This is a genomic window from Streptomyces sp. NPDC045846, assembly GCF_056431605.1.
Genome location: NZ_JBWKKJ010000002.1, coordinates 609,812 through 630,545, shown reverse-complemented (window position 1 = coordinate 630,545; position 20,734 = coordinate 609,812). Strand labels below are relative to the sequence as shown.

At 73.1% G+C, this 20,734-nt stretch carries 19 protein-coding genes; 7 read left to right on the top strand and 12 right to left on the bottom strand.

The window, feature by feature from the left end:
• Positions 1-20 precede the first annotated feature (20 nt).
• From AC07F3_RS07720 to AC07F3_RS07700, 5 genes are all read right to left on the bottom strand, one after another.
• The gene (locus tag AC07F3_RS07720) at positions 21-1,271 is read right to left on the bottom strand and encodes an RNA polymerase sigma factor (protein WP_479111472.1); all 1,251 of its coding nucleotides are present in this window, start codon (positions 1,269-1,271) and stop codon (positions 21-23) included.
• A gap of 308 nt (positions 1,272-1,579) precedes the next feature.
• Positions 1,580-3,475 (bottom strand): DNA primase, encoded by a 1,896-nt coding sequence (gene dnaG, locus AC07F3_RS07715; RefSeq protein ID WP_479111470.1) that lies wholly within the window; start codon positions 3,473-3,475, stop codon positions 1,580-1,582.
• Positions 3,476-3,504: 29 nt separating this feature from the next.
• Positions 3,505-4,767, bottom strand: a complete 1,263-nt coding sequence (locus AC07F3_RS07710) for an NAD(P)/FAD-dependent oxidoreductase (RefSeq protein ID WP_479111468.1) — start codon at positions 4,765-4,767, stop codon at positions 3,505-3,507.
• A 109-nt stretch (positions 4,768-4,876) separates the two neighbouring features.
• Positions 4,877-6,196, bottom strand: coding sequence for a deoxyguanosinetriphosphate triphosphohydrolase (locus AC07F3_RS07705; RefSeq protein WP_479111466.1), 1,320 nt, complete (start codon positions 6,194-6,196; stop codon positions 4,877-4,879).
• Positions 6,197-6,296: 100 nt separating this feature from the next.
• Positions 6,297-7,253 (bottom strand): sirohydrochlorin chelatase, encoded by a 957-nt coding sequence (locus AC07F3_RS07700; RefSeq protein WP_479111464.1) that lies wholly within the window; start codon positions 7,251-7,253, stop codon positions 6,297-6,299.
• Between the two features lie 258 nt (positions 7,254-7,511).
• Between AC07F3_RS07700 and AC07F3_RS07695 the strand changes: the two genes are divergently transcribed.
• On the top strand, positions 7,512-8,198 hold the full coding sequence (locus AC07F3_RS07695; RefSeq protein ID WP_479111462.1) for a SanA/YdcF family protein: 687 nt from the start codon (positions 7,512-7,514) through the stop codon (positions 8,196-8,198).
• Positions 8,199-8,472: 274 nt separating this feature from the next.
• A complete protein-coding gene (locus tag AC07F3_RS07690) occupies positions 8,473-10,581 on the top strand; it encodes a molybdopterin oxidoreductase family protein (RefSeq protein ID WP_479111460.1) in 2,109 nt (702 codons plus the stop codon).
• On the opposite strand, the gene AC07F3_RS07685 is transcribed toward AC07F3_RS07690, so the two are convergent.
• Positions 10,535-10,990, bottom strand: coding sequence for a gamma-glutamylcyclotransferase family protein (locus tag AC07F3_RS07685; protein WP_479111458.1), 456 nt, complete (start codon positions 10,988-10,990; stop codon positions 10,535-10,537). The two genes, AC07F3_RS07690 and AC07F3_RS07685, sit on opposite strands and share 47 nt — an antisense overlap.
• Positions 10,987-11,316 (bottom strand): divalent-cation tolerance protein CutA, encoded by a 330-nt coding sequence (gene cutA, locus AC07F3_RS07680; RefSeq protein WP_479111456.1) that lies wholly within the window; start codon positions 11,314-11,316, stop codon positions 10,987-10,989. Before cutA ends, AC07F3_RS07685 begins: the two co-directional genes overlap by 4 nt.
• A 132-nt stretch (positions 11,317-11,448) precedes the next feature.
• Here cutA and AC07F3_RS07675 point away from each other — a divergent pair, with 132 nt between their 5' ends.
• Positions 11,449-12,291 carry a hypothetical protein gene (locus tag AC07F3_RS07675; RefSeq protein WP_479111454.1) on the top strand — a complete coding sequence of 281 codons (843 nt, stop codon included), beginning with the start codon at positions 11,449-11,451 and terminating at the stop codon, positions 12,289-12,291.
• Positions 12,292-12,353: 62 nt separating this feature from the next.
• Positions 12,354-13,598, top strand: a complete 1,245-nt coding sequence (locus tag AC07F3_RS07670; protein ID WP_479111452.1) for a sensor histidine kinase — start codon at positions 12,354-12,356, stop codon at positions 13,596-13,598.
• A gap of 107 nt (positions 13,599-13,705) precedes the next feature.
• On the opposite strand, the gene AC07F3_RS07665 is transcribed toward AC07F3_RS07670, so the two are convergent.
• Complete coding sequence (locus AC07F3_RS07665; protein WP_479111450.1) at positions 13,706-14,305, bottom strand: NADPH-dependent FMN reductase; 600 nt, start codon at positions 14,303-14,305, stop codon at positions 13,706-13,708.
• A gap of 69 nt (positions 14,306-14,374) precedes the next feature.
• Here AC07F3_RS07665 and AC07F3_RS07660 point away from each other — a divergent pair, with 69 nt between their 5' ends.
• From AC07F3_RS07660 to AC07F3_RS07650, 3 genes are all read left to right on the top strand, one after another.
• Entirely contained in the window at positions 14,375-15,163 is a 789-nt protein-coding gene (locus tag AC07F3_RS07660; RefSeq protein ID WP_479111448.1) for an aminotransferase class IV, read from the top strand.
• Positions 15,164-15,278: 115 nt separating this feature from the next.
• A complete protein-coding gene (locus tag AC07F3_RS07655; protein ID WP_479111446.1) occupies positions 15,279-15,941 on the top strand; it encodes a hypothetical protein in 663 nt (220 codons plus the stop codon).
• Positions 15,942-15,986: 45 nt separating this feature from the next.
• Positions 15,987-16,667: a class F sortase gene (locus AC07F3_RS07650; RefSeq protein ID WP_479111445.1), complete on the top strand. Its 681-nt coding sequence runs from the start codon at positions 15,987-15,989 to the stop codon at positions 16,665-16,667.
• Between the two features lie 149 nt (positions 16,668-16,816).
• Here the strand turns inward: AC07F3_RS07650 and AC07F3_RS07645 are convergent, their stop codons facing one another.
• The 4 genes from AC07F3_RS07645 to AC07F3_RS07630 all read right to left on the bottom strand — a co-directional run bounded on the left by AC07F3_RS07645 (position 16,817) and on the right by AC07F3_RS07630 (position 20,586).
• Complete coding sequence (locus AC07F3_RS07645) at positions 16,817-17,596, bottom strand: sulfite exporter TauE/SafE family protein (protein ID WP_479111443.1); 780 nt, start codon at positions 17,594-17,596, stop codon at positions 16,817-16,819.
• 37 nt (positions 17,597-17,633) lie between these two features.
• Positions 17,634-17,828 carry a hypothetical protein gene (locus tag AC07F3_RS07640; protein ID WP_479111442.1) on the bottom strand — a complete coding sequence of 65 codons (195 nt, stop codon included), beginning with the start codon at positions 17,826-17,828 and terminating at the stop codon, positions 17,634-17,636.
• Between the two features lie 110 nt (positions 17,829-17,938).
• Complete coding sequence (locus tag AC07F3_RS07635) at positions 17,939-19,594, bottom strand: ferredoxin reductase family protein (protein WP_479111440.1); 1,656 nt, start codon at positions 19,592-19,594, stop codon at positions 17,939-17,941.
• A 338-nt stretch (positions 19,595-19,932) separates the two neighbouring features.
• Positions 19,933-20,586, bottom strand: a complete 654-nt coding sequence (locus AC07F3_RS07630) for a response regulator (protein WP_479111438.1) — start codon at positions 20,584-20,586, stop codon at positions 19,933-19,935.
• Positions 20,587-20,734: the final 148 nt, after the last annotated feature.

Genomic DNA, 20,734 nt, shown 5'->3' with positions numbered 1-20,734 from the left:
TCGTTCCGTACCGGCCTTCGTCAGTCCAGGTAGCCGCGCAGCTGGTCCGCGAACGCGTGGTCGCGGAGCTTGTTCAGCGTCTTCGACTCGATCTGGCGGATCCGTTCGCGGGTCACGCCGAAGATGCGGCCTATCTCCTCCAGGGTGCGCGGGCGGCCGTCGGCGAGGCCGTAGCGCAGCTGGACGACCTTGCGTTCGCGCTCGCCGAGCGTGGAGAGCACGGCCTCCAGGTGCTCGCGGAGCAGCAGGAACGCGGCGGACTCGACGGGGGACGCGGCGTCGCCGTCCTCGATGAGGTCGCCGAGCGCGACGTCGTCCTCCTCCCCCACCGGCGCGTGCAGCGACACCGGCTCCTGGGCCAGGCGCAGCACTTCACCGACCCGCTCGGGCGTCAGGTCGAGGTGGGCGGCGACCTCCTCGGCGGTCGGCTCGTAGCCCCGCTCCTGGAGCATCCGGCGCTGGACGCGCACCACGCGGTTGATGAGCTCGACCACGTGGACGGGCACGCGGATGGTGCGGGCCTGGTCGGCGAGCGCCCGGGACATGGCCTGGCGGATCCACCAGGTCGCGTACGTCGAGAACTTGTAGCCGCGTGCGTAGTCGAACTTCTCGACCGCCCTGATCAGTCCGAGGTTTCCCTCCTGGACCAGGTCGAGCATGGTGAGCCCGCGGCCCACGTACCGCTTGGCGACGGAGACCACCAGGCGCAGGTTGGCCTCGATGAGGCGGCGCTTGGCCATCCGGCCCATGACGACCAACTTGTCGAGATCCACGGCGAGTTGGGAGTCCGGGTCGGGGGTGTTGCGCAGCTTCTCCTCGGCGAACAGGCCCGCCTCGACGCGCCGGGCGAGCTCGACCTCCTCGGCCGCGGTGAGCAGCGGGATGCGGCCGATCTCGCGCAGGTACTGACGGAAGAGATCGGAGGACGGCCCGCCGGTATCCACCCGGCCGGGCTGCGGTTCGGGGGGTTCTGGGACCTCGTCCTCGGTGACCGGCTCGGGAACGGGCCCGGCGGCCGGGCCGGACGGCTCCGCCTCCGGGTGGTGTACGGCCCGCGACTGCGGCGGTACGGCCGTGACGACGTCGTTGTCGGTCAGGGTCTGGGTCTGCACGGGGGCGACCTCCAGGGTGATCGCTGCCGGATCGGGGGCGTGCGGCAGCGGGACGGGGGCGGCCGGGCCGCTTTCCGTCCCGTACACGATGAGCGGATCCGCGGGGGTGAGGTGCCCACCCCCGAGGGTGGGCCGGCCGCGCTCCGAGGACTCAGGCACCGCAACCCAGTGTGGGGTACGACACATGGTCGCCGCGACGGGCGTGCGGTGACTTTTTGAAGCCGGTGCGTGACCGGGTGGTTACCCGGATGGATATGCCACCGCGGGCGCCCCATCCGCCTTTCGGCCGGGAACGCCGACCGGACGCCGGATACATGAGACGAAGGCCTTCTGCCTCAACGGCTACCCACTACGGCCGCGATTAAAGAAGGCGCGCCCGAAAGGGGGCTCGCGACCGCGAGACGGGCCCCCGGCAACACTCGCTCGCGCTCCCCCGCTCAGGGTTTGGTGTGCTGCCCCGCAGAGGGTCAGAGTGCTGCCGCGCCCTTGTTGCGCAGGGCCTGGCCGTACTGCTGGAGGACCCACAACTCGTTCTGGACGGCGGCCAGTTGGGCCGGATCGCCGTTCTGCCCGAGGCGGGCCAGGGTGCCCTGGATGTCCAGGAGGCGGCGGTCGACGGCGCGGCGGCGGACGGCCACCAGCTGCTCGCCCGCGTACGCCTCGTCGACCGTGCGGGCGTGGATGGCCTCCACGGCGAGCTCGGTGACCAAAGCGCGGACCACGTCGTTGGGCGCGCGGTCCATGACGGTCGGCAGGTAGTCGGAGGGGGCGTCGGTGGCGCCGCCCGCCTCCTGGATGCACTGGCGGACCGCCGCGTAGGGCGGGGCGGTGAACTCGTCCACCCCGTACGCGTCGAACGCCGGGGAGACCAGGTGCGGGTGCTGCAACGCCAGCTTGAGCAGCTCCCGTTCGGTGCGGTGGGCGGGGCTGCGCAGGTTCAGCGCGGGGCCGGGGGCTGCGGCCGCGCGGGGGGCGGCGGTCTCGTACTCCTGGCGGCGGTGCTGCGTGGGCGCGGGGCCCTTGCCGCCGCGGTCGCGGGCCCAGCGGGCGAGCTGGGCGACGCGCTTGACCACGAACTGGGTGTCCAGGATGCCGAGGATCCCGGCGAGCTGGACGGCGACCTCGTGCTGGGAGGCGACGTTCTTGATCCGGGCGACGATGGGGGCCGCCTCGTCGAGGGCCGCGGCCCGGCCCGCCGGGGTCTCCAGGTCGTAGCGTCCGACGATCTGGCGGATCGCGAACTCGAAGAGCGGGGTGCGGGGTTGGACCAGGTCCACGACCGCCTCGTCGCCCTTGGCCAGCCGCAGGTCGCAGGGGTCCATGTTGTCGGGGGCGATCGCGATGTACGTCTCGGCGGCGAACTTCTGGTCGTCCTCGAAGGCGCGCAGGGCCGCCTTCTGGCCAGCCGCGTCGCCGTCGAAGGTGAAGATCACGCGGGCCGAGCCGTTGTCCATCAGGAGGCGGCGCAGGATCTTGATGTGGTCGCCGCCGAACGCCGTGCCGCAGGTCGCGATGGCGGTGGTGACCCCGGCCAGGTGGCACGCCATGACGTCGGTGTAGCCCTCGACGACCACCGCGCGGCTGGACTTGGCGATGTCCTTCTTCGCCAGGTCGATGCCGTACAGGACCTGCGACTTCTTGTAGATCGGGGTCTCGGGGGTGTTCAGGTACTTCGGGCCGTTGTCGTCGTCGCGCAGCTTGCGGGCGCCGAAGCCGACGACCTCGCCGGACACGTCGCGGATCGGCCACATCAGGCGGCCGCGGAAGCGGTCGATGGGGTTGCGGCGGCTCTCCTGGGCGAGGCCCGAGGTGAGCAGCTCCTTGTCGCTGAAGCCCTTGCCGCGCAGGAAGCGGGTCAGGTGGTCCCAGCCCGCCGGGCTGTAGCCCACGCCGAAGTGGGCGGCGGCGGCCTGGTCGAAGCCGCGCTCGGCGAGGAAGGCGCGGCCGATCTCGGCCTCGGGGCTGCCGAGCTGCTCGGCGTAGAACTGCGCGGCCGCCTTGTGCGCCTCGACCAGCCGGATGCGCTCGCCGCGCTGGTGCGAGGGGTTGTAGCCGCCCTCTTCGTACCGCAGCGTGATGCCCGCGGTGGCGGCGAGCCGCTCGACCGCCTCGGAGAACGACAGGTGGTCGATCTTCCGGACGAAGGCGATCGTGTCGCCGCCTTCCTGGCAGCCGAAGCAGTGGAAGAGACCCTTGCTCGGGCTGACCTGGAAGGACGGGGACTTCTCGTCATGGAAGGGACAGAGGCCCTTGAGGTTGCCTCCCCCGGCGTTGCGCAGCTGGAGGTACTCGGACACGACGGCGTCGATCGGGACCGCGTCCCGTACCGCCTTCACGTCGTCATCGTTGATCCTGCCTGCCACGCGTGAAGTCTACGGGGACGCCGCGACACTCAGGGTGCGAGGGAGCCGAGTGCGACGGCCGGATCGGCCAGCGCCTCGGTGTCCACCTGGGCCCCGCCCCGGATGAGGGCCTGGATGGGCTCTGTGACATCCCACACGTTCACGTTCATCCCGGCGAGCACCCGGCGGTCCTTGAGCCAGAACGCGATGAACTCGCGCTTGCCCGTGTCCCCCCGGATCACCACCTGGTCGTAGGAGCCCGGCGGCGCCCAGCCCGAGTATTCGAGGCCGAGGTCGTACTGGTCGGAGAAGAAGTACGGGACCCGGTCGTAGGAGACCTCCTGGTCCAGCATCGAGCGGGCGGCGGCCGGGCCGCCGTTGAGGGCGTTGGCCCAGTGCTCGACGCGCAGCCGGGTGCCGAGCAGCGGATGGTGGACGGCGGCCACGTCGCCGGCCGCGAAGATGTCGGGGTCCGAGGTGCGCAGCGAGGCGTCCACGGCGATGCCGCCGCCGTGTGCGCGGTCGACCATGGCCAGGCCCGCGGTCTCGGCGAGCGAGGTGCGCGGGGCCGCGCCGATCGCGGCGAGCACGTCGTGCGCCGGGTGCTCCTCGCCGTCGTCGGTGCGGGCGGCGAGCACCATGCCGTCCTGGCCGACGATCTCGGTGAGGCGGGCGCCGAAGTGGAAGCGCACCCCGTGCTCGGCGTGCAGGTCGGCGAAGAGCTGGCCGAGCTCGGGGCCGATGACGTTGTGCAGCGGGGTGGCCTCCGGCTCCACGACGGTGACCTCGGCGCCGTACCCCCGGGCGGCGGCCGCGACCTCGAGACCGATCCAGCCGGCCCCCGAGATCACGAGGTGGCCGTTGTCGCGGCCGAGCGCCTTCAGGACGTGCCGCAGCCGCTCGGAGTGGGCGAGGCGGCGCAGGTGGTGGACGCCCGCCAGCTCGGTGCCGGGAATGTCCAGGCGGCGCGGCTCGGCGCCGGTGGCCAGCAGCAGCCGGTCGTACTGGATCAGGGTGCCGTCGCCGAGCCGGACCGTCCTGGCCCCGCGGTCGATCGCGGTGACGGTCTGGCCGAGGTGGAGCTCGATGTCCTTCTGCGCGTACCAGGCGGGCTCGTGCACGAAGACGCTGTCCCGGTCCTCCTTGCCGGCCAGGAACCCCTTGGACAGGGGCGGCCGTTCGTAAGGGTGCTCGCGCTCGTCACCGATGAGGATCACCCGCCCGTTGAACCCTTCGGCCCGGAGGGTCTCGGCGGCTTTCGCCCCCGCGAGACCGCCTCCGACAATGACGAATGTCCGATCTGCGTCGACCACTTGATGCCTCCTCGGTGCTTGCTGCGCGGCGCCGCCATCTGCGAGCGTCCCGCACGGAGCGTGATGGGGGAAGAGGGCTTGCTCCGTTGGGACGCCGACGCGGCTGGGATTACCGGTGGTGCACGGTAAGTCTGGAGTGGAGCGAGCGGGCCGCCGCGTCGGTGAGCGAGGCGATCTGGTCGACGATCACCCGCTTCCTCGCACGGTCGTCGCCCGCTTCGTCGTACAGGGCGCGGAACTGCGGGTCGAGCCCCTCGGAGGGGGCCCGGGCGGTCAGCGCGTCGGCGAGCTCGGCGAGCACGACGCGCTGGTCGGCCCGGAGCCGCTCCTGCTCGTCGCGCTGCATGACGTAGCGGTCGGCCACCGCCTTCAGCACGGCGCATTCGTTGCGGGCGGCGCGCGGCACGACCAGCTCCGCGCCGTACCGGGTGAGGTGGCCGGTGCCGAAGGCCGCGCGGGTGGCGCCCTCGGCGGCCAGGCAGAACCGGCCGATGAGCTGGCTGGTGGCGTCCTTGAGCCGGGCCTGGGAGACCGCCGAGCCGTCGTAGCCGTGCGGCCACCAGTCCTGCTCCATGAGGCGCTCCAGCGCCTCGGTCAGCTCCTGCGGATCGGTGTCGGCGGGCACGTACCGGCCGATGGCGACGCGCCAGATGTCGGCCCGCTCGGCCTCGGAGCGGAGCGCGCGGGGGTCGACGTGGCCGGCGTGCAGGCCGTCCTCGAAGTCGTGGACCGAGTACGCCACGTCGTCCGACCAGTCCATGACCTGGGCCTCGAAGCACTTGCGGTAGGGCGCGGCGCCCTCCCTGACCCAGGCGAAGACCGGCAGGTCGTCCTCGTACACACCGAACTTCACCGAGGCCGGGTCGCTGGGGTGACCGCCGCGCGCCCAGGGGTACTTGGTGGCCGCGTCCAGGGCGGCGCGGGTGAGGTTGAGGCCGACGCTGACGGGCTCCCCGGTCACCGACGAGCGCACGAAGCGCTTCGGTTCGAGCCGGGTGAGCAGGCGCAGCGACTGGGCGTTGCCCTCGAAGCCGCCGATGTCCTTGGCGAAGTCGTTGAGCGCCTGCTCGCCGTTGTGGCCGAACGGCGGGTGGCCCATGTCGTGGGCGAGGCAGGCGGCTTCGACCAGGTCCGGGTCGCAACCGAGGGCGGCGCCCAGCTCGCGGCCGACCTGGGCGCACTCCAGCGAGTGCGTGAGCCGGGTGCGCGGGCTCGCGTCCCAGGCCTGGAACGGAATCTCCCCTGCTCGGGCGGAGCCGAGAGCCCGGGGAAGCGAGCCCGGCGTGACGACCTGGGTCTTGCCGGACAGGCGGCGCAGCGCCCCCGAGTGCAGCACGCGCGCGCGGTCGCGCTGGAAGGCGGTGCGGCCGGGCCGCTTGTCGGGCTCGGCGGCCCAGCGTTCGGTGTCGGCCTCGGCGTAGAACTCCATGCACCGACAGTAAACGGAGTCACCGACAACTGGGCTCAAGGGGGCGTCGAGGCTCACTGCGCGAAGCCGGGTGCGCGGGCCCGCGCACCCGGGGCCGGGTTCAGGCGGGAACGAGCGCTGCGGCGGGCGCGGCGTCCCCGCCGCACGCCGGCGTTCGCGCCAACGCCTCGTCGTAGCGGTGCAGTACGAGCCTGGCCATCGCCGGATGCGCCCCCAGGGGCGCGGCCGCGAGCCAGGGCGCCACGGCCGCGCTCTGCGTCGCGAAACGGCCCGGCGCGGTGAAGTACGAGGCGACCGCGACCCGGTGCCTGCCGCGCGCGGCGAGCGCGCGCAGCGCCTCGGGCACGGTGGGTGAGGCCGCGGAGGCGTAGGCGGGCAGCACCGGGACCCCGCCGAGGCGCTCGCTCAGGAGCTGGGCGGTGCGGCGGGTGTCGGCGGCGGAGTCCGGGTCGCGCGATCCTGCGGCGGCGAGGACGACCCCGGCGCCGCGCACGGCACGCGCGTCGAGCTGCCAGCCCGCCTCCACCAGCCGCCCGTACAACGCCTCGACCAGCAGCGGATGCGGGCCGAGCGGGGCCGCGACGCGGGCGTCGAGGTGTCGGCCCGCGGTGGCGAGGACGTGCGGGACGTCGTGCTTGACGTGATGCCCGCGGCCGAGCAGCAGCGGCACCACCACGGCCTCCCCGCACAGTCCGGCCAGGGTGTCGGGCAGCAGCGGGCGGTTCAGCTCGATGTGGCCGAGACGGACATCGAGGCCCGGGCGCAGTTCGCGGACCCGGTCCAGGAGCGCGGTGACCGTCCGCAGCGCGCCGGGGTCGCGGCTGCCGTGCGCGACGGCGACGAGGGCGGGGCGGTCGGTGGGCGTCATGGAGGTGCGGGTTCCGTTCAGTCGTATGTGGCCGAGCCGACTGCCCAGTTGGGCCGTGACGCGGGTGAGGAGCTCCGCGGTGGTGTCGAGCGTGAGGGCCTGGGCGCGGGGTTCGGGGCCCGGTCCGCCCGGCACCGCGGGCTGGGGCCGGGACCGCGGAAAGGGGTGGCTCGTCTCCGTCTCCGTCATGGACCGATCCTGCCGGGCGCACGTTGCCGGGTCGTTGCGCGGCGGTGACAGGTGTTTTCCATGGCCTCACGGGGCCGCCTGGACGAGGGTGCGGCCAGGTTTGTGGGCGGGTTTGTGGGCGGGTTGGTGGGCGGGGCCGTGTCACAGAGCTGTACGGGGCGTGCCGGACGGCGAACCGGCCTCCCGCCCACGGCGTCCCTTCCGCCGTACGCCGCCGAAGATCACGTCGTACGCCGGAGAAGACCACCAGGGGGACCCGTGCCGCGCCCGCGCATCCGACTGAAACGACCACGCCTGCCGCGTACCCGTGCGGGCCGCAGGCGTCTCGTGCAAGGCGTCGTCGCCGGTTGCGTGCTCGCGCTCGTCCCTTCCGCCTGGCTGTACACGACCACGAGCGACCGGATCGGCACGGTGGCCGACGCTCCCGCGTCCGGGGTCGCCGTGGTGTTCGGCGCCGGCCTGTGGGACGGCAGGCCCTCCCCCTACCTCGCCGACCGCCTCGACGCGGCGGTGCGGTTGTACCGGGCGGGGAAGGTGAGGGCGGTCCTGGTCACCGGCGACAACAGCAGGCCGGGCTACGACGAGCCCGACGCGATGCGCGGCTATCTCGTCCAGCACGGCGTGCCGGACAGGAGCGTGGTCAGCGACTACGCGGGGTTCGACACCTGGGACTCGTGCGTCCGGGCCAAGAAGATCTTCGGCGTGGACCGGGCCGTCCTGGTCAGCCAGGGCTTCCACATCCGGCGCGCGGTCGCGCTGTGCGAGGCCGCGGGGGTGCGCTCGTACGGCGTCGGCGTCGCCGCCCCCCACGACCTGACCTGGTACTACGGCGGCACCCGCGAGGTGTTCGCCGCGAGCAAGGCCCTCCTCGACGCGACCTTCCACCCGGACCCGACCTTCCTCGGCCCCAGGGAACCCGGGATCGCTCGGGCGCTGGGGGGCTGAGTCGTTGGGGGCTGACGGATGACAACTGGCAACTGGCAACTGGCAACTGACAGATAGCGCCCATGCCTGACAGCTGACAGCTGACAGCTGACAGATAGTGCCCTACGCCTGACAGCCGACAGATAGTGCCCCATGCCTGGCAGTCGACAGCTAACAGATGACAGCCGACAGCCACCCCCTCACCACCACCCCGCCGACGGAATGAGCCCGCCGCACCGGGGGCGTAACCCGCGGGCGGGGGCGGGCGTAACACGGTCGGCGCAGGCTGGAGGGCATGCTCACCGATGCCGCCGCCCCCGTGACCCCCACCCACTGCCCGTACTGCTCGCTCCAGTGCGGCATGGGGCTGCGGGCCGCGAGCGGGGCGGACGGCGGGCTCGACGTGGTGCCGCGGGACTTCCCCGTCAACCGGGGCGCGCTGTGCGGCAAGGGGAGCACCGCGCCCGCGCTCCTCGCGCGCCGTCTCCGGCTCACCGAACCACTGGTCCGGCGCGCGGGCACCGGCCGTCTCGAACCGGCCACCTGGGAAGAGGCGTTGGGGCTGGTCGCCGAGCGGTTCGGCTCCGTACGCCAGGGATACGGGGCCGACGCGGTCGGGGTGTTCGGCGGGGGCGGGCTGACCAACGAGAAGGCGTACGCGCTGGGGAAGTTCGCCCGGGTGGTGCTCGGCACCTCGCAGATCGACTACAACGGACGGTTCTGCATGTCGTCGGCGGCCGCCGCGCACCAGCGGGCGTTCGGCGTCGACCGGGGGCTGCCGTTCCCGCTGGAGGACGTGGCGCGGACGGGCTGCGTGATCCTGGCCGGTTCGAACCTCGCGGAGACGATGCCTCCCGCGGTGCGGTACCTGCGTGAACTGCGCGAGCACGGCGGCAGGTTGATCGTCATAGATCCCCGTCGGACGAAGACGGCCGAGCAGGCCGATCTGCATCTGGCGCCACGCCCCGGCACCGATCTCGCCCTGGCGCTCGGCCTGTTGCATCTGGTGGTGGCCGAGGGGCGCGTGGACGAGGAGTTCATACGCGAGCGGACGACGGGGTGGGAGGCGGCGCGGGCCGCGGTGATGGCGCACTGGCCGGAGTACGTGGAGCGGATAACCGGCGTGCCCGTGCCCCAGCTCCGCGCCGCGGTCGCGATGTTCTGCGACGCGCCGGACGGGATGGTGCTGACCGCGCGCGGCGCCGAGCAGCACGCCAAGGGCACGGACACGGTGGGCGCGTGGATCAACTTCTGTCTCGCCACCGGCCGGGCGGGCCGCCCGCTGTCCGGATACGGCTGCCTCACCGGCCAGGGCAACGGCCAGGGCGGCCGTGAACACGGCCAGAAGGCGGACCAGTTGCCCGGCTACCGCAAGCTGACCGACCCGGCGGCGCGGGCCCATGTGGCCGGTGTGTGGGGGGTGGAGGCGGACGCGCTGCCGGGCCCGGGGCGCAGCGCGTACGAACTCCTCGACGCGCTGGGCGGCGAGGTCAAGGCGCTGCTGGTCATGGGGTCCAATCCGGTCGTGTCGGCGCCGCGCGCCTCCCATGTGGAGGGCAGGCTGCGCGCGCTGGACTTCCTCGTCGTGGCGGACGTGGTGCTCTCGGAGACCGCCGCGCTCGCGGACGTCGTGCTGCCGGTGACGCAGTGGGCGGAGGAGACGGGCACGACGACCAACCTGGAGGGCCGGGTGCTGCTGCGGCGGGCCGCGCTGGCCCCTCCGGAGGGCGTCCGCAGCGACCTTCAGGTGCTCAACTCCCTTGCACAGAAGCTGGGCTGCGGGGTTATGGCGAAGGGGTTCCCGGTCGATCCCGAGGAGGTGTTCGAGGAGCTGCGGCGCGCCTCGGCGGGCGGGGCGGCCGACTACGCGGGGATCAGCTATGCCCGGATCGAGGCCGAGGACGGGGTGTTCTGGCCCTGTCCCGAGGAGGCGCACCCGGGTACGCCCCGGCTGTTCCTCGACCGGTTCGCGACCGGGGACGGGCGGGCCCGGTTCGTGGAGGTCACGCACCGCGGGCCGGACGAGGAGACCGACGCGGACTACCCGGTGGTGCTCACCACGGGCCGTGTGCTCGCCCAGTACCAGTCGGGCGCGCAGACCCGGCGCGTGCCCGAACTCAACGCCGCGGCGCCCGGCGCGTACGTGGAGATGCACCCGCTGCTCGCCGAGCGGATCGGGGTGGGCGACGGCGAGGCGGTGACGGTGGTCTCGCGGCGCGGGCGGGCCACGGCCCCGGCCCGGGTCACCGCCGCCATCCGCTCGGACACCGTGTTCATGCCGTTCCACTGGGCGGGCGAGGGCCGGGCCAACAACCTGACGAACCCGGCGCTCGACCCGGTCTCGAGGATGCCCGAGTTCAAGGTGTGCGCGGTACGGGTGGAGCGGTCCGGTCCGGTCGGCTGAGCCAGTCGCCGCCGGGGATCGGGGTGCCGCCCGCGAGCAGCTCGCGGACCAGGCGGGGCGCCGCGAGATAGGTCCACGACCGTACGGGCCGTCCTTCCACCAGCACGTCGCGCACCAGCCGGTCGTAGGTGTTGCGGGGGTGGCCGGGGCCGAGGTAGTCCTCCAACGCGTCCAGCGCGGCGAGGAGTTCGGCGTGGTCGGCGGGCGCGACCTCGATGAGGGTGCCGGTGATGGTGCCGTCCCCGGCTATGGCGTACGGGTAGCCGGGGCCGTCGTAGAGCAGGGCGCCGCGCAGCAGCGCCGGGCGCTCGGACATCGTGCGGCCGCGCAGGAAGCGCTGGTAGTAGCGCTGGCCGGGGCGGAGCGTGCCGTAGACGAAGAACGGGAGCGGCGGCTCGGCGGTGGTCATCGCTCGGCCGTCTCGACCGTGATCCAGGACAGGTAGGCCACGCTTCCAGCCACCACCGGGGTCGCGATGATCTCGGGGGTCTCGTAGTCGTGGGCGGCGAGGAGGTGGCGTTCGAGCGCGGGGTAGCGGGCGGCCGTGGTCTTGAACAGGACCTGCCACTCCTGGGCCGTCTCGATGTCGCCCGCCCAGTGGTAGAGGGAGGTGACGGGGCCCGCGATCTGGGCGCAGGCCGCGAGGCGGGCCTCGACCGCGCCCCGGGCGAGCGCCGCCGCCTTGTCCGCACTGTCGGTCGTGGTCTGCACGGTCAGCCGTTCGGCCGATGTCACGGCTTCCTCCCTCGGTGATCCGGCCGGGTCCGGCCGGGATGTACAGAGTCCTCCGGCAAGGCCCTACGTCCCGAACCTGCCGGCCGGTGCGGAGCGTACGCACGGCTGTTACATGGTGTCCCGCTTTCCGTGATGATCCGCTCCTACCGTCGACGGGCGGGCCGGCACCCCGGCCGCCTCCCCTACCCCCGGCACCCCACCATGATCCAGACCTTCCGGATGCTCCGCGCGGCCGCCCTCGCGGGCGTCGCCGCCCTCGGCGTCGCCGCGGTGGCGCTCGCCCTCTCCGGCTGCGGTTCGCGGTCCGGTCTGGTGGAGGGCGCCCGCGCCTCGACGGTCGCCCTCCAGCCCAGGCCCGAGCAGCTGTGGCCCGCCTGGTACGCGAGCGACGCGCAGCGCAACGGCGTGATGGCGTCGGGCCAGGCGGAGCCTCCGGTGCCGCTCGCCGACGGGCCGAAGGTGCCGAAGGAGGGGCTGCGGGGCCTGGACCCGATGGCGGTCCTCAAGGCCGACCCGCGCGGCAGGAGCCTCGCCCGGCTGCCCATGATCGACCACCCGGGGCGGCCGGGCATCCGTCCGCCGGTCCTGCACGACCTGACGGGGCACGACGGCTCGCCCGAACTGATCATCGCGGCCGACCTGGAGAGCCGCCGCACGGTCGTGATCGTCTACACGGTGCGGGCCGGGAGGATCGTCCCCATCCTGTACACCTCCGGAATCCGCATGGCGGTGGAGGCCGTCGGCACGGACCTGGTGACGCGGGGCGCCGCGGACGACGGCGCCGAGCAGGCGGTCCGCTACCGCTGGGACGGGGTGCGCCTGTCCACCGTGAGCAACGTCAAGACGTACAAGGACCTCACCCCGCAGCGCCCGGACGCGCCCGGCACCACCGAGGAGCACGGCACCCCCGGCCCGCGCACGACGCCGGGTCCGGCGAGGTCGGGCGCCACCGGGACACCGCGGGGTGCCTCGTGACGGCGGTCCTGCGGCACGCGTGCCGAACGCTGCTCGTTCGCGCCCGCCGGCTGCCGCGGGGGATGAGTCTGCGCTGGAAGATCGCCGCGCTGCTTGCGGCGGGCTGCGCCCTGGTGGCCGTCACCATCGGCCTGCTCATCCACCAGTCGCGGGCCGCCCAGGTCGCCACGACGGCCCGCGAGTCCGCGACCGCCCAGCTCATCCGGGTGCGCCAGCTGTACGAGCTGACGGGCCAGGTGGACCACGGCGACACGGAGGCCGCGCTCGACCATCCCGCGCTGCCCGAGCCGCTGCGCGCCTCCGCCCGCGACGGGAAGCGGAGCACCTACCTGGACCTGGACGGCCCCCGGCCCGCCGTCTGGGCCGCGCGGCCCGTGGGCGACCGGGTCCTCTCGGTGCGCCAGCCCCTGGACGCGGCCGTGGACGAACTCCGGGAACTGGACGGCCAGTTGGTGGCCTGGGGCGCCGTCGTGGTCGGGCTCGCGGCGCTCGGCGGGGCAGGTCTCGCCAGCAGGCTGAGCCGCGAGCTGCGCACCGCCGCGGCCACCGCGCGCCGAATCAGCCAGGGTGAGCTCGACGCCAGGATCGGCCGGTCGGCCCCGGCGGGACGCCAGGACGAGGTGGGCGAACTGGCCTGCGCGGTCGACACCATGGCCGCCTCGCTCCAGCGTCGCCTGGAGGCCGAGCAGCGCTTCACCGCGGACGTGGCGCACGAGCTGCGCACCCCGCTGACCGGTCTGCACACCGCCGCCGAACTGCTGCCGCCGAGCCGCCCGACCGAGCTGGTGCGCGACCGGGTGGCGGCCCTGCGCACCCTGACCGAGGACCTCCTGGAGGTCGCCCGGCTCGACGCCAACGCCGAGGAGCCCCACTTGGAGGTGCTGCCGCTCGACCGCACCGTGGAAGGCGTCCTCCAACGGTGCGGCCTGGCCGTGGAGTTGAGGAGCGCCGAGGACCCCGCCCAGGGCCCTGTCGCGACGGACACCCTCGTGCGCACCGACGCGCGCCGCCTCGAACGGATCGTCGCCAACCTCATCGCCAACGCCCGGCGGCACGGCCGCGAACCCGTCGAGGTGATCGTGGACGGCACCTCGATCAGCGTGCGCGACCACGGCCCCGGCTTCCCCGACCGCCTCCTGAAGGAGGGCCCCCAGCGCTTCGTGACCGGCGCGCGCGAACGCGGCCAGGGCACGGGCCTCGGCCTGACCATCGCCCTCGGCCAGGCCCAGGTCATCGGCGCGGAGGTGAGCCTGCGCAACGCGCGGGACGGAGGCGCGCTGGCTGTGGTTCAGCTGCCGGCGGCCTGAGACGGGCCCCGGAGGGGACCCCACGGGCGTCCGGACCGTCGTCCTGCGGACACGCCGCGAGCGGGCCGACCCGACCGCGCTCCGCTCCGGCCCCACACGCCGAGACCTCAACCGGCGTACGGGTGCGTCACCTTGGCGTCGCGCAGGGCGTGGGCCCACCAGGCGACCTGGTCCAGCATCTTCTTCACGGCCGCGTCGGCCTGCGAGGGCTCGCGGTGCTCGCCGTCCTCGTCGAAGAGGCCGTGCGCCTGGTGGAAGCTGACCGTGTCCCGCACGGTGACGGAGTGCATCTCGGCGAAGACCTGCCGCAGCTGCTCGACGGCCCGCAGACCGCCGGAGATCCCTCCGTACGAGACGAAGCCGACGGGCTTCGCCTGCCACTGCACGAAGTGCCAGTCGATCAGGTTCTTCAGCGAGGCGGGGAACGAGTGGTTGTACTCGGGAGTGATCACGACAAAGGCGTCGGCGTCGGCCAACTTTGGAGAGATGACGGAGAGTTGGGCCGCTACGGCGGGCGAGGGGCGGTGGGAGATCGTGGTCGGCAGTTCGGCCTCGGCGAGGTCGAGCACCTCGATCTCCAGGCCCTGGTGGGCGCGGGCCCGGGCGAGGAACCAGTCGGCGACGACCGGCGCGAACCGGCCCTCGCGGTTGGAGGCGACGACAACGGTGAGCTTCAGAGGAGCCTTCTCGGCTGTGGTGATGTCCATGCCGGGAAGGATTCAACCTCAAGTCCACTTGAGGTCAAGCCCGGCCGGTGGCGAACTATCTTGAGGCCCATGACACTTCCGTACGTCGAGATCGACGGCCGTCCCGCGGATGCCGAGAACCTCCTCGTTCCCGCGCTGACCGGCGGCTACGGCCACTTCACCGCCCTCCAGGTGCGCGACGGACGCGTCCGGGGCCTCGCCCACCACCTGACCCGCCTGGACCGGGCCAACCGGGAGCTGTTCGGCCCGGGCCTCGACGGCGAGCGGGTCCGCTCGCTGATCGGGCAGGCCCTGGACGCCTGCGGCCGGTCCGACGCGGCGGTGCGGGTCTACGTGTACGGCCCGGCCGACGCGCCCACCCCGATGGTCGTCGTGCGCGAGCCCACCGACATGCCCTCCACCGCGCAGTCCCTGCTCTCCGTGCCCTACGAGCGCCCCATCGCCCACATCAAGCACCTCGGCGGCTTCGCGCAGGGCTACTACGGCCGGCTCGCCCAACGGCAGGGCTTCACCGAGGCCCTCCTGACCGGCCCCGGCGGCGTGATCGCGGAGGGCGCCATCACCAACATCGCGTTCTGGGACGGGAGTTCGGTGGTGTGGCCGGACCGGCCCGCGCTGCTCGGCATCACCATGGCCGTGCTCCAGCCCCGGCTGCGGGAGTACGGCCTGAAGTCGACCCGGCGCGAAGTGACCCTGGCCGGCCTCGACGCGTACAGCGCGGCCTTCGTCATGAACTCGCACGGGATCGCCCCGGTGGGCCGGATCGACGAGCGCGAGTTCGCGGTCGACGCGGAGCTGATGAAGGTGGTGTGGCGCGCGTACGAGGAGGCGCCTTGGGATGTGATTCACGCCGGGTGACGGGTCACCCGTACGGCCCGCCCTCCGTCACCCTTTCGTCCCCCGCCGACGGGCGGAGCGGGCGGTGCGCCTCTTAGGTCGAAGGCAGAGGCCCGTCCGCGTCCCCGGAGGATCCATGCGTACTGCCCGACTCCTGACCAGTGCCCTGCTGGCGTCCGCCGCCGTGCTGGGTCCGGCGGGTTCGCTCGCGTACGCCGAGAACGCGCCGGGCGGTTCGCTGGAGCTGTGGCCCTCCAGCGCCTCCCCCGGCACCACGGTGACCGCGAACACGACCGCCTGCGGGTCGGCGGCACGCGGCACGGGCGACGCCAACGCGGTGGGCGCGGGCGACTTCCAGATGTCGGTCTCCACGCACAAGGAGGTCCTCGCGGGCCAGTTCCAGGTCGCCCCGCACGCCCAGCCCGGCACCTTCCGCATCAGCGTGAGCTGCGAGAACGGCAAGGTCGTCGAGGCCCAGCTCACCGTCACCGCGGGCGGCGACCGTGACCGGCACACCCATGACAAGTCCTCGGACTGGAACGACCAGCGGGGCAAGGACAAGGCGCCGGACTGGAACGACCAGCACGCCAAGGACAAGTCCTGGGACTGGGGCAGCCAGGGGCACGACAAGTCCTGGGAGGCGAACGACCCGCGAGGGCACGTGAAGACCGGCGTCGGCGGCAGCATCGGCCCCGACACCACCGAGATCGCGGTGGGCACGGCCGTTCTGGCCGCGGCCGCCGTGGGCGGCACCTGGCTACTGCGTCGTCGGGCGAGCGGCGCGCAGGGCCGGGGCTGACCGCCCTTGTCGGCCCCGGCCGCACGGCGCAACGCGGCTTGGCTGATGGTGATCGCCGCGTTCAGCGGCCTGTGGCTGATCGAGCACGGCCTCGAATCCGTGGAGCCTCCGCAGCCGTCGGCGGCCGAGGCGTTCGCGCCGGGGCCCGGCTCGCACCGGGGCGCCGTGACCTCCGATCCCCCGGCCGGGTCCACGGCGCGGACCGTGACCGAACTCCCGCCCCCGGACGGGCTGCCACCCTCCGAACCGGTGCGCGTCAGGATCCCCTCGATCCGGGTCGACGCGCCCGTGATGCGGCTCGGCCTCGGCCCCGACCGCAGTCTGGAGGTGCCGCCGCCGGGGAACACGAACATGGCGGGCTGGTACAAGGACGGCACCCCGCCGGGCACCCGGGGCACCGCCGTGATGGCGGGCCACGTGGACGACGCCCGCGGCCCCGCCGTCTTCTACGCGCTGGGCGCGCTGAAGAAGGGCGCGCAGGTCGAGGTCGCCCGCGCGGACGGCCGGACCGCGGTGTTCACCCTCGACGCCGTCGAGGTGTACGAGAACGACGCGTTCCCCGACGCGAAGGTGTACGGGGCCGCCGGGCGGCCGGAGTTGCGGCTGATCACTTGCGGCGGAGGCTTCTCGAAGACGACCGGCTACCGCGGCAACGTGGTCGCCTTCGCCCACCTGACGGGCGTGGTCCGGCCCGCCCTGACCACCGGACCGGCCACCCCCACCTGAGCCGCGTCGTGGTGAACGCAACGGCGTGAACGTAGGACGTGGACGTACGGCGTGAACGTGGCGGCGTGAACGCGCGGGCCGGTGCTGGACGCCCTTCGCGCGGGAGGCACACCGCGGCGTGGCCGCGGTCGCTCCGAGGGAGGCGCGGGCTAGGCGTTCCACTGGTCGAAGGCGAGCTTCGCGACCAGGGAGAAGACCACCACCAGCAACACGCCGCGCACGAACTCGCTGCCCTTGCGCAGGGCCATCCGCGCGCCGATCATGCCGCCCGCGAGGTTGAACACGGCCATGATGGCGGCCAGTTGCCACATGACGTTGCCCTGGTAGGCGAACATGGCGAGCGCGCCCGCGTTGGTGCAGACGTTCACGATCTTGGCGGTGGCGCTCGCGGTCACCAGGTCGAGATGGAGCACGGCGGTGAGGGCGAGGACCAGGAAGGTGCCGGTGCCGGGGCCGAAGAGTCCGTCGTAGAGGCCGATGCCTCCGCCCACCAGCACGATCGCGGTGACCGTACGGGCCCGGGTGACCGGCTGCCCGCTGGGCCCGGTCCCGAACGCGGGCTTGAACATCACGAACCCGGCGACGCCGAGCAGCACCACCAGGATGACCGGCCGCAGAACGGCGCTGCTGATGCCCGCCGCGAAGAACGCGCCGACCATCGAACCCGCGAGTGCCGCCAGTCCGATCCGTACCGCCGTCCTCACTCGCACCGGCGCCTTGCGCACATAGGTGACCGCCGCGCCGGAGGTGCCGACGATGGCGACCGCCTTGTTGGTGCCGAGGACGTGCGCCGCGGGCACGTGCGGCAGCCCGAGGAGCAGGGCGGGCAGCATGAGCAGTCCGCCACCGCCGACCACCGCGTCGATCCAGCCGGCCGCGCCCGCGGCGAGGCAGAGCACGATGAGCATGGTCAGCGATATGTCAGGCATGATCGCGACTTTAAGGAGCGGCCGCCCGAAGCGTCTATTACTTTCCGGATGCCTGAGCTAGATCAGAGCTTCCGGTGGCCGGGGTCCGGTCGGGGGCGGGCGGCGCGGCCGGAGTGACGGTGACGGCGAGGACCGTGGCCGCGAGCGCGCTGGCCGCGGTGAGCCCCACGGCGAGCCGACGCCGGGCTCGGTCGAGCGGAACAGGGGCGGCGCACTTGCGGTGACGGGCCATGACTCTGCGATTCCTCGGTTCGGCGGGGTGGGGACGGGGTGGTGCTCGGGGCCTGTTTCCTCGGGGGCGGAGGCCCGCATCCGTCAGCGAGCCGGACCGTCCCGCGGGATTCAGGGACTGAACTGCTCGGTGTGGATGTGCTCTTCAGGAACCCCTGCCTTGATGAGGCTGACGGTCGCGGCGTGCGCCATGGGGCCGGGGCCGCACAGGTAGACGTCGTGCTCGGCGAGGGCGGGGACGAGGTTGCGCAGGGCCTGGGGTGCGAGCGGGTCGAAGGACGCGTCGGAGGGGCCGAGCAGGTAGTGCAACGCGGCCTGCCGCTGCGCGGCGATGGCCTCCAACTCGTCCCGCAGCACCAACTGGGCGGCGTTGCTCGCCCGGTAGAGCAGGGTGAGGTCGCCGGGTGCGGCGGGCAGCGTCTCGAAGAGGACCCGCATGGGCGTGATGCCGACGCCCCCTGCCAGGAGCAGCACCTTGCGGCGGGTGCGGCGGTGGGCGGTCATCGCGCCGAACGGCCCGGTGGCCAGGACCCGGGTGCCGGGACGCAGCCGTCGGATCCGCCGGCTGTGGACACCGAGCGCCTTGACGGTGATCCGTACGGTGTCGTCCCGCACCGGCGCGGACAGCGAGAACGGCAACGAGGTGTGCCAGAGCCTGCGCTGCACGAACCGCCAGCGCAGAAACTGCCCGGGTTCGGCGCGCAGCGCGTCGAGGCCGGTGCCGCGCATGACCACGGACACGACATCGGGGCTCTCGTCACGCACCTCGACGACATGGAGGGCGTGCCGCAGCGCCTGCCGTACGGGCACGACCCCCCGGTACCAGACGATCAGCACGGCGACGGTGGCGTGCAGCATCGCCCAGGCCCACACCACCAGCGGGCTCCCCGACACATCGGGACCGACCAGCTGGTGCGCGAAGGCCAGCGCGGCACCGAGATAGGTGAGGAAGTGCAGGGCGCGCCAGCTCTCCCGGGACAGCCGCGCACGGGCGGCCCGCACCGAACTGGCCCCGGCCGCCGCGAGCGCGAACGTACCGAGAGCGGCGGCCAGGATGCCCCGGTAGCCGAGCAGTTGAACGGCCGAACTCACCAGATCGGTACCGCTGTGCGCGGCATACCCGCAGAGCGCGAGGCCCATGTGCGCGCCGACGAGGCCCAGGACGTAGCGCCCGCCCACCGAGTGCCACCGGGCGAGGCGGTGGGCGCCGACCCCGTGCTCGATCGCGGGGACCCGCGCCATCAGCAACAGCATCACCAGGATCCCGTAACCGGCGAGCAGCCCGGACAGATGGGCCCCGCTCCCGAACAACGCGTCCAGGCGCGCCGACGGCATGGCTTGAACACCCCACAGCAGACTCACCCCGCCGGCCCCGGCCACGATCCCGCCCCGCATGGCCCCCGGCCGAACCCGCAACACCCGCACCCCACCGCCCCCCGGCCCGGTACCGTCCGAACCCGCCTGAAGGAACTGCGCCCCCACCTCCCCCGCCGACCCCGACCCCGCCACCGACACCATCGGACCCGCCTGCGGCGAGAACAGCGACGGGGGCAACGGCGATGCCGAGTGCGAGGCAGTCGGCTCGTGCGAGGAGGGCGGCATGTGGGAAGGCGTCGGCATCCGGGAGAGGGCCGGGTCATGCGAGGGGGTCGGCACCCGGGTGGGGGTCGGCTCGTGCGAGGGGGTCGGCTGGCGCGACTGGTGTGCCAGGTAGGCGGACAGGGCTGGGTACGCGGCAAGCTGCGGGTCGGTGGCCTCGATCGTCACGCCGGGCAGCCTAGGTCGGAGCGGTACCGGAAAGCCCCTGGTCAGAGGCGAATCCGGGATCCTTAAGGCGCCCTTGAGGAGGGGCTGACCACCGATTAAGCCGACCCAGCCCGAGCTGGCCCGCGGCAGACCGCCCTGCGGGTGCGCTTGTCCGTCCCGAGGCAGCCAGCCTTGCCAGCGGGCCCGCCCCGGCCCGACGCAACCCGTCCTCGGTACGCCCGCCCGACCCAAGGCAACCCGCCCTCGGTACGCCCGCCCGACCCGAGGGCAACCCGCCCTCGGTACGCCCGCCCGACCCGAGGGCAACCCGTCCTCGTCAGTACGCCGAACCGCCGGGGTCAGCTCCCTTGCCGGTCCAGGTACCGCAGCACGGCCAGCACCCTCCGGTGGCCCGACTCCGAGGGTGGGAGGTCCAGCTTGGCGAAGATGTTCGCGATGTGTTTCTCAACAGCCCGCTCCGACACCCCGAACCCCTCCGCGATGGCGTGGTTGGTGCGGCCCTCCGCCATCAGCCCGAGCACCTCCCGCTCGCGCGGGGTGAGCGCGTCGAGCGCCGCCGCCCGTCGGCTCGCGCCGAACAGCTGGGCCACCACCTCCGGGTCGAGCGCGGTGCCGCCCGCCGCCACCCGCTCCAGCGCGTTCACGAACTCCCCGATGTCCACTACGCGTTCCTTGAGCAGATAGCCGACCCCCGCCCCACCGTCCCCGATCAACTGCGCCGCGTACTTGGTCTCCACGTACTGAGAAAAGATCAACACCCCGGTACCCGGCGCCGTACGCCGGATCTGCACCGCGGCCCGCAGTCCCTCGTCGGTCTGCGTCGGCGGCAGCCGGATGTCCACCACCGCCGCGTCCGGCCGGTGTTCGGCGACCGCCCTGAGCAGCGCCTCCGCGTCCCCGACCGCGGCCGCCACCTCCACTCCCCGCATCTCCAGAAGCTGAACGAGTCCGTCGCGCAGGATGGAGGAATCCTCGGCGATGACGACGCGCATCACATGACCCGTCCTGTTCTTCCGTCTGATCTTCCGTAGTCGAAGGCCGCTGTTCAAAGACCAGTGTTCACGACCCGCTGCTCAAGGCCCAGGTGCAAAGACCGGTGTTCGTCGGCCCGTGTTCGTCGGCCGGTGGTCATCCGCTGGT

Bases quoted from the DNA above. Each gene is read 5' to 3' on its own strand.
- AC07F3_RS07705 (WP_479111466.1), bottom strand. From the start codon at position 6,196: ATGGAGTTCTACGCCGAGGCCGACACCGAACGCTGGGCCGCCGAGCCC.
- AC07F3_RS07675 (WP_479111454.1), top strand. From the start codon at position 11,449: ATGATCCGCTCCTACCGTCGACGGGCGGGCCGGCACCCCGGCCGCCTC.
- AC07F3_RS07645 (WP_479111443.1), bottom strand. From the start codon at position 17,596: ATGCCTGACATATCGCTGACCATGCTCATCGTGCTCTGCCTCGCCGCG.
- AC07F3_RS07670 (WP_479111452.1), top strand. From the start codon at position 12,354: ATGAGTCTGCGCTGGAAGATCGCCGCGCTGCTTGCGGCGGGCTGCGCC.
- AC07F3_RS07700 (WP_479111464.1), bottom strand. From the start codon at position 7,253: ATGACGGAGACGGAGACGAGCCACCCCTTTCCGCGGTCCCGGCCCCAG.
- AC07F3_RS07690 (WP_479111460.1), top strand. From the start codon at position 8,473: ATGCTCACCGATGCCGCCGCCCCCGTGACCCCCACCCACTGCCCGTAC.
- AC07F3_RS07685 (WP_479111458.1), bottom strand. From the start codon at position 10,990: ATGACCACCGCCGAGCCGCCGCTCCCGTTCTTCGTCTACGGCACGCTC.
- AC07F3_RS07640 (WP_479111442.1), bottom strand. From the start codon at position 17,828: ATGGCCCGTCACCGCAAGTGCGCCGCCCCTGTTCCGCTCGACCGAGCC.
- AC07F3_RS07650 (WP_479111445.1), top strand. From the start codon at position 15,987: ATGGTGATCGCCGCGTTCAGCGGCCTGTGGCTGATCGAGCACGGCCTC.
- AC07F3_RS07655 (WP_479111446.1), top strand. From the start codon at position 15,279: ATGCGTACTGCCCGACTCCTGACCAGTGCCCTGCTGGCGTCCGCCGCC.
- AC07F3_RS07665 (WP_479111450.1), bottom strand. From the start codon at position 14,305: ATGGACATCACCACAGCCGAGAAGGCTCCTCTGAAGCTCACCGTTGTC.
- AC07F3_RS07660 (WP_479111448.1), top strand. From the start codon at position 14,375: ATGACACTTCCGTACGTCGAGATCGACGGCCGTCCCGCGGATGCCGAG.
- AC07F3_RS07630 (WP_479111438.1), bottom strand. From the start codon at position 20,586: ATGCGCGTCGTCATCGCCGAGGATTCCTCCATCCTGCGCGACGGACTC.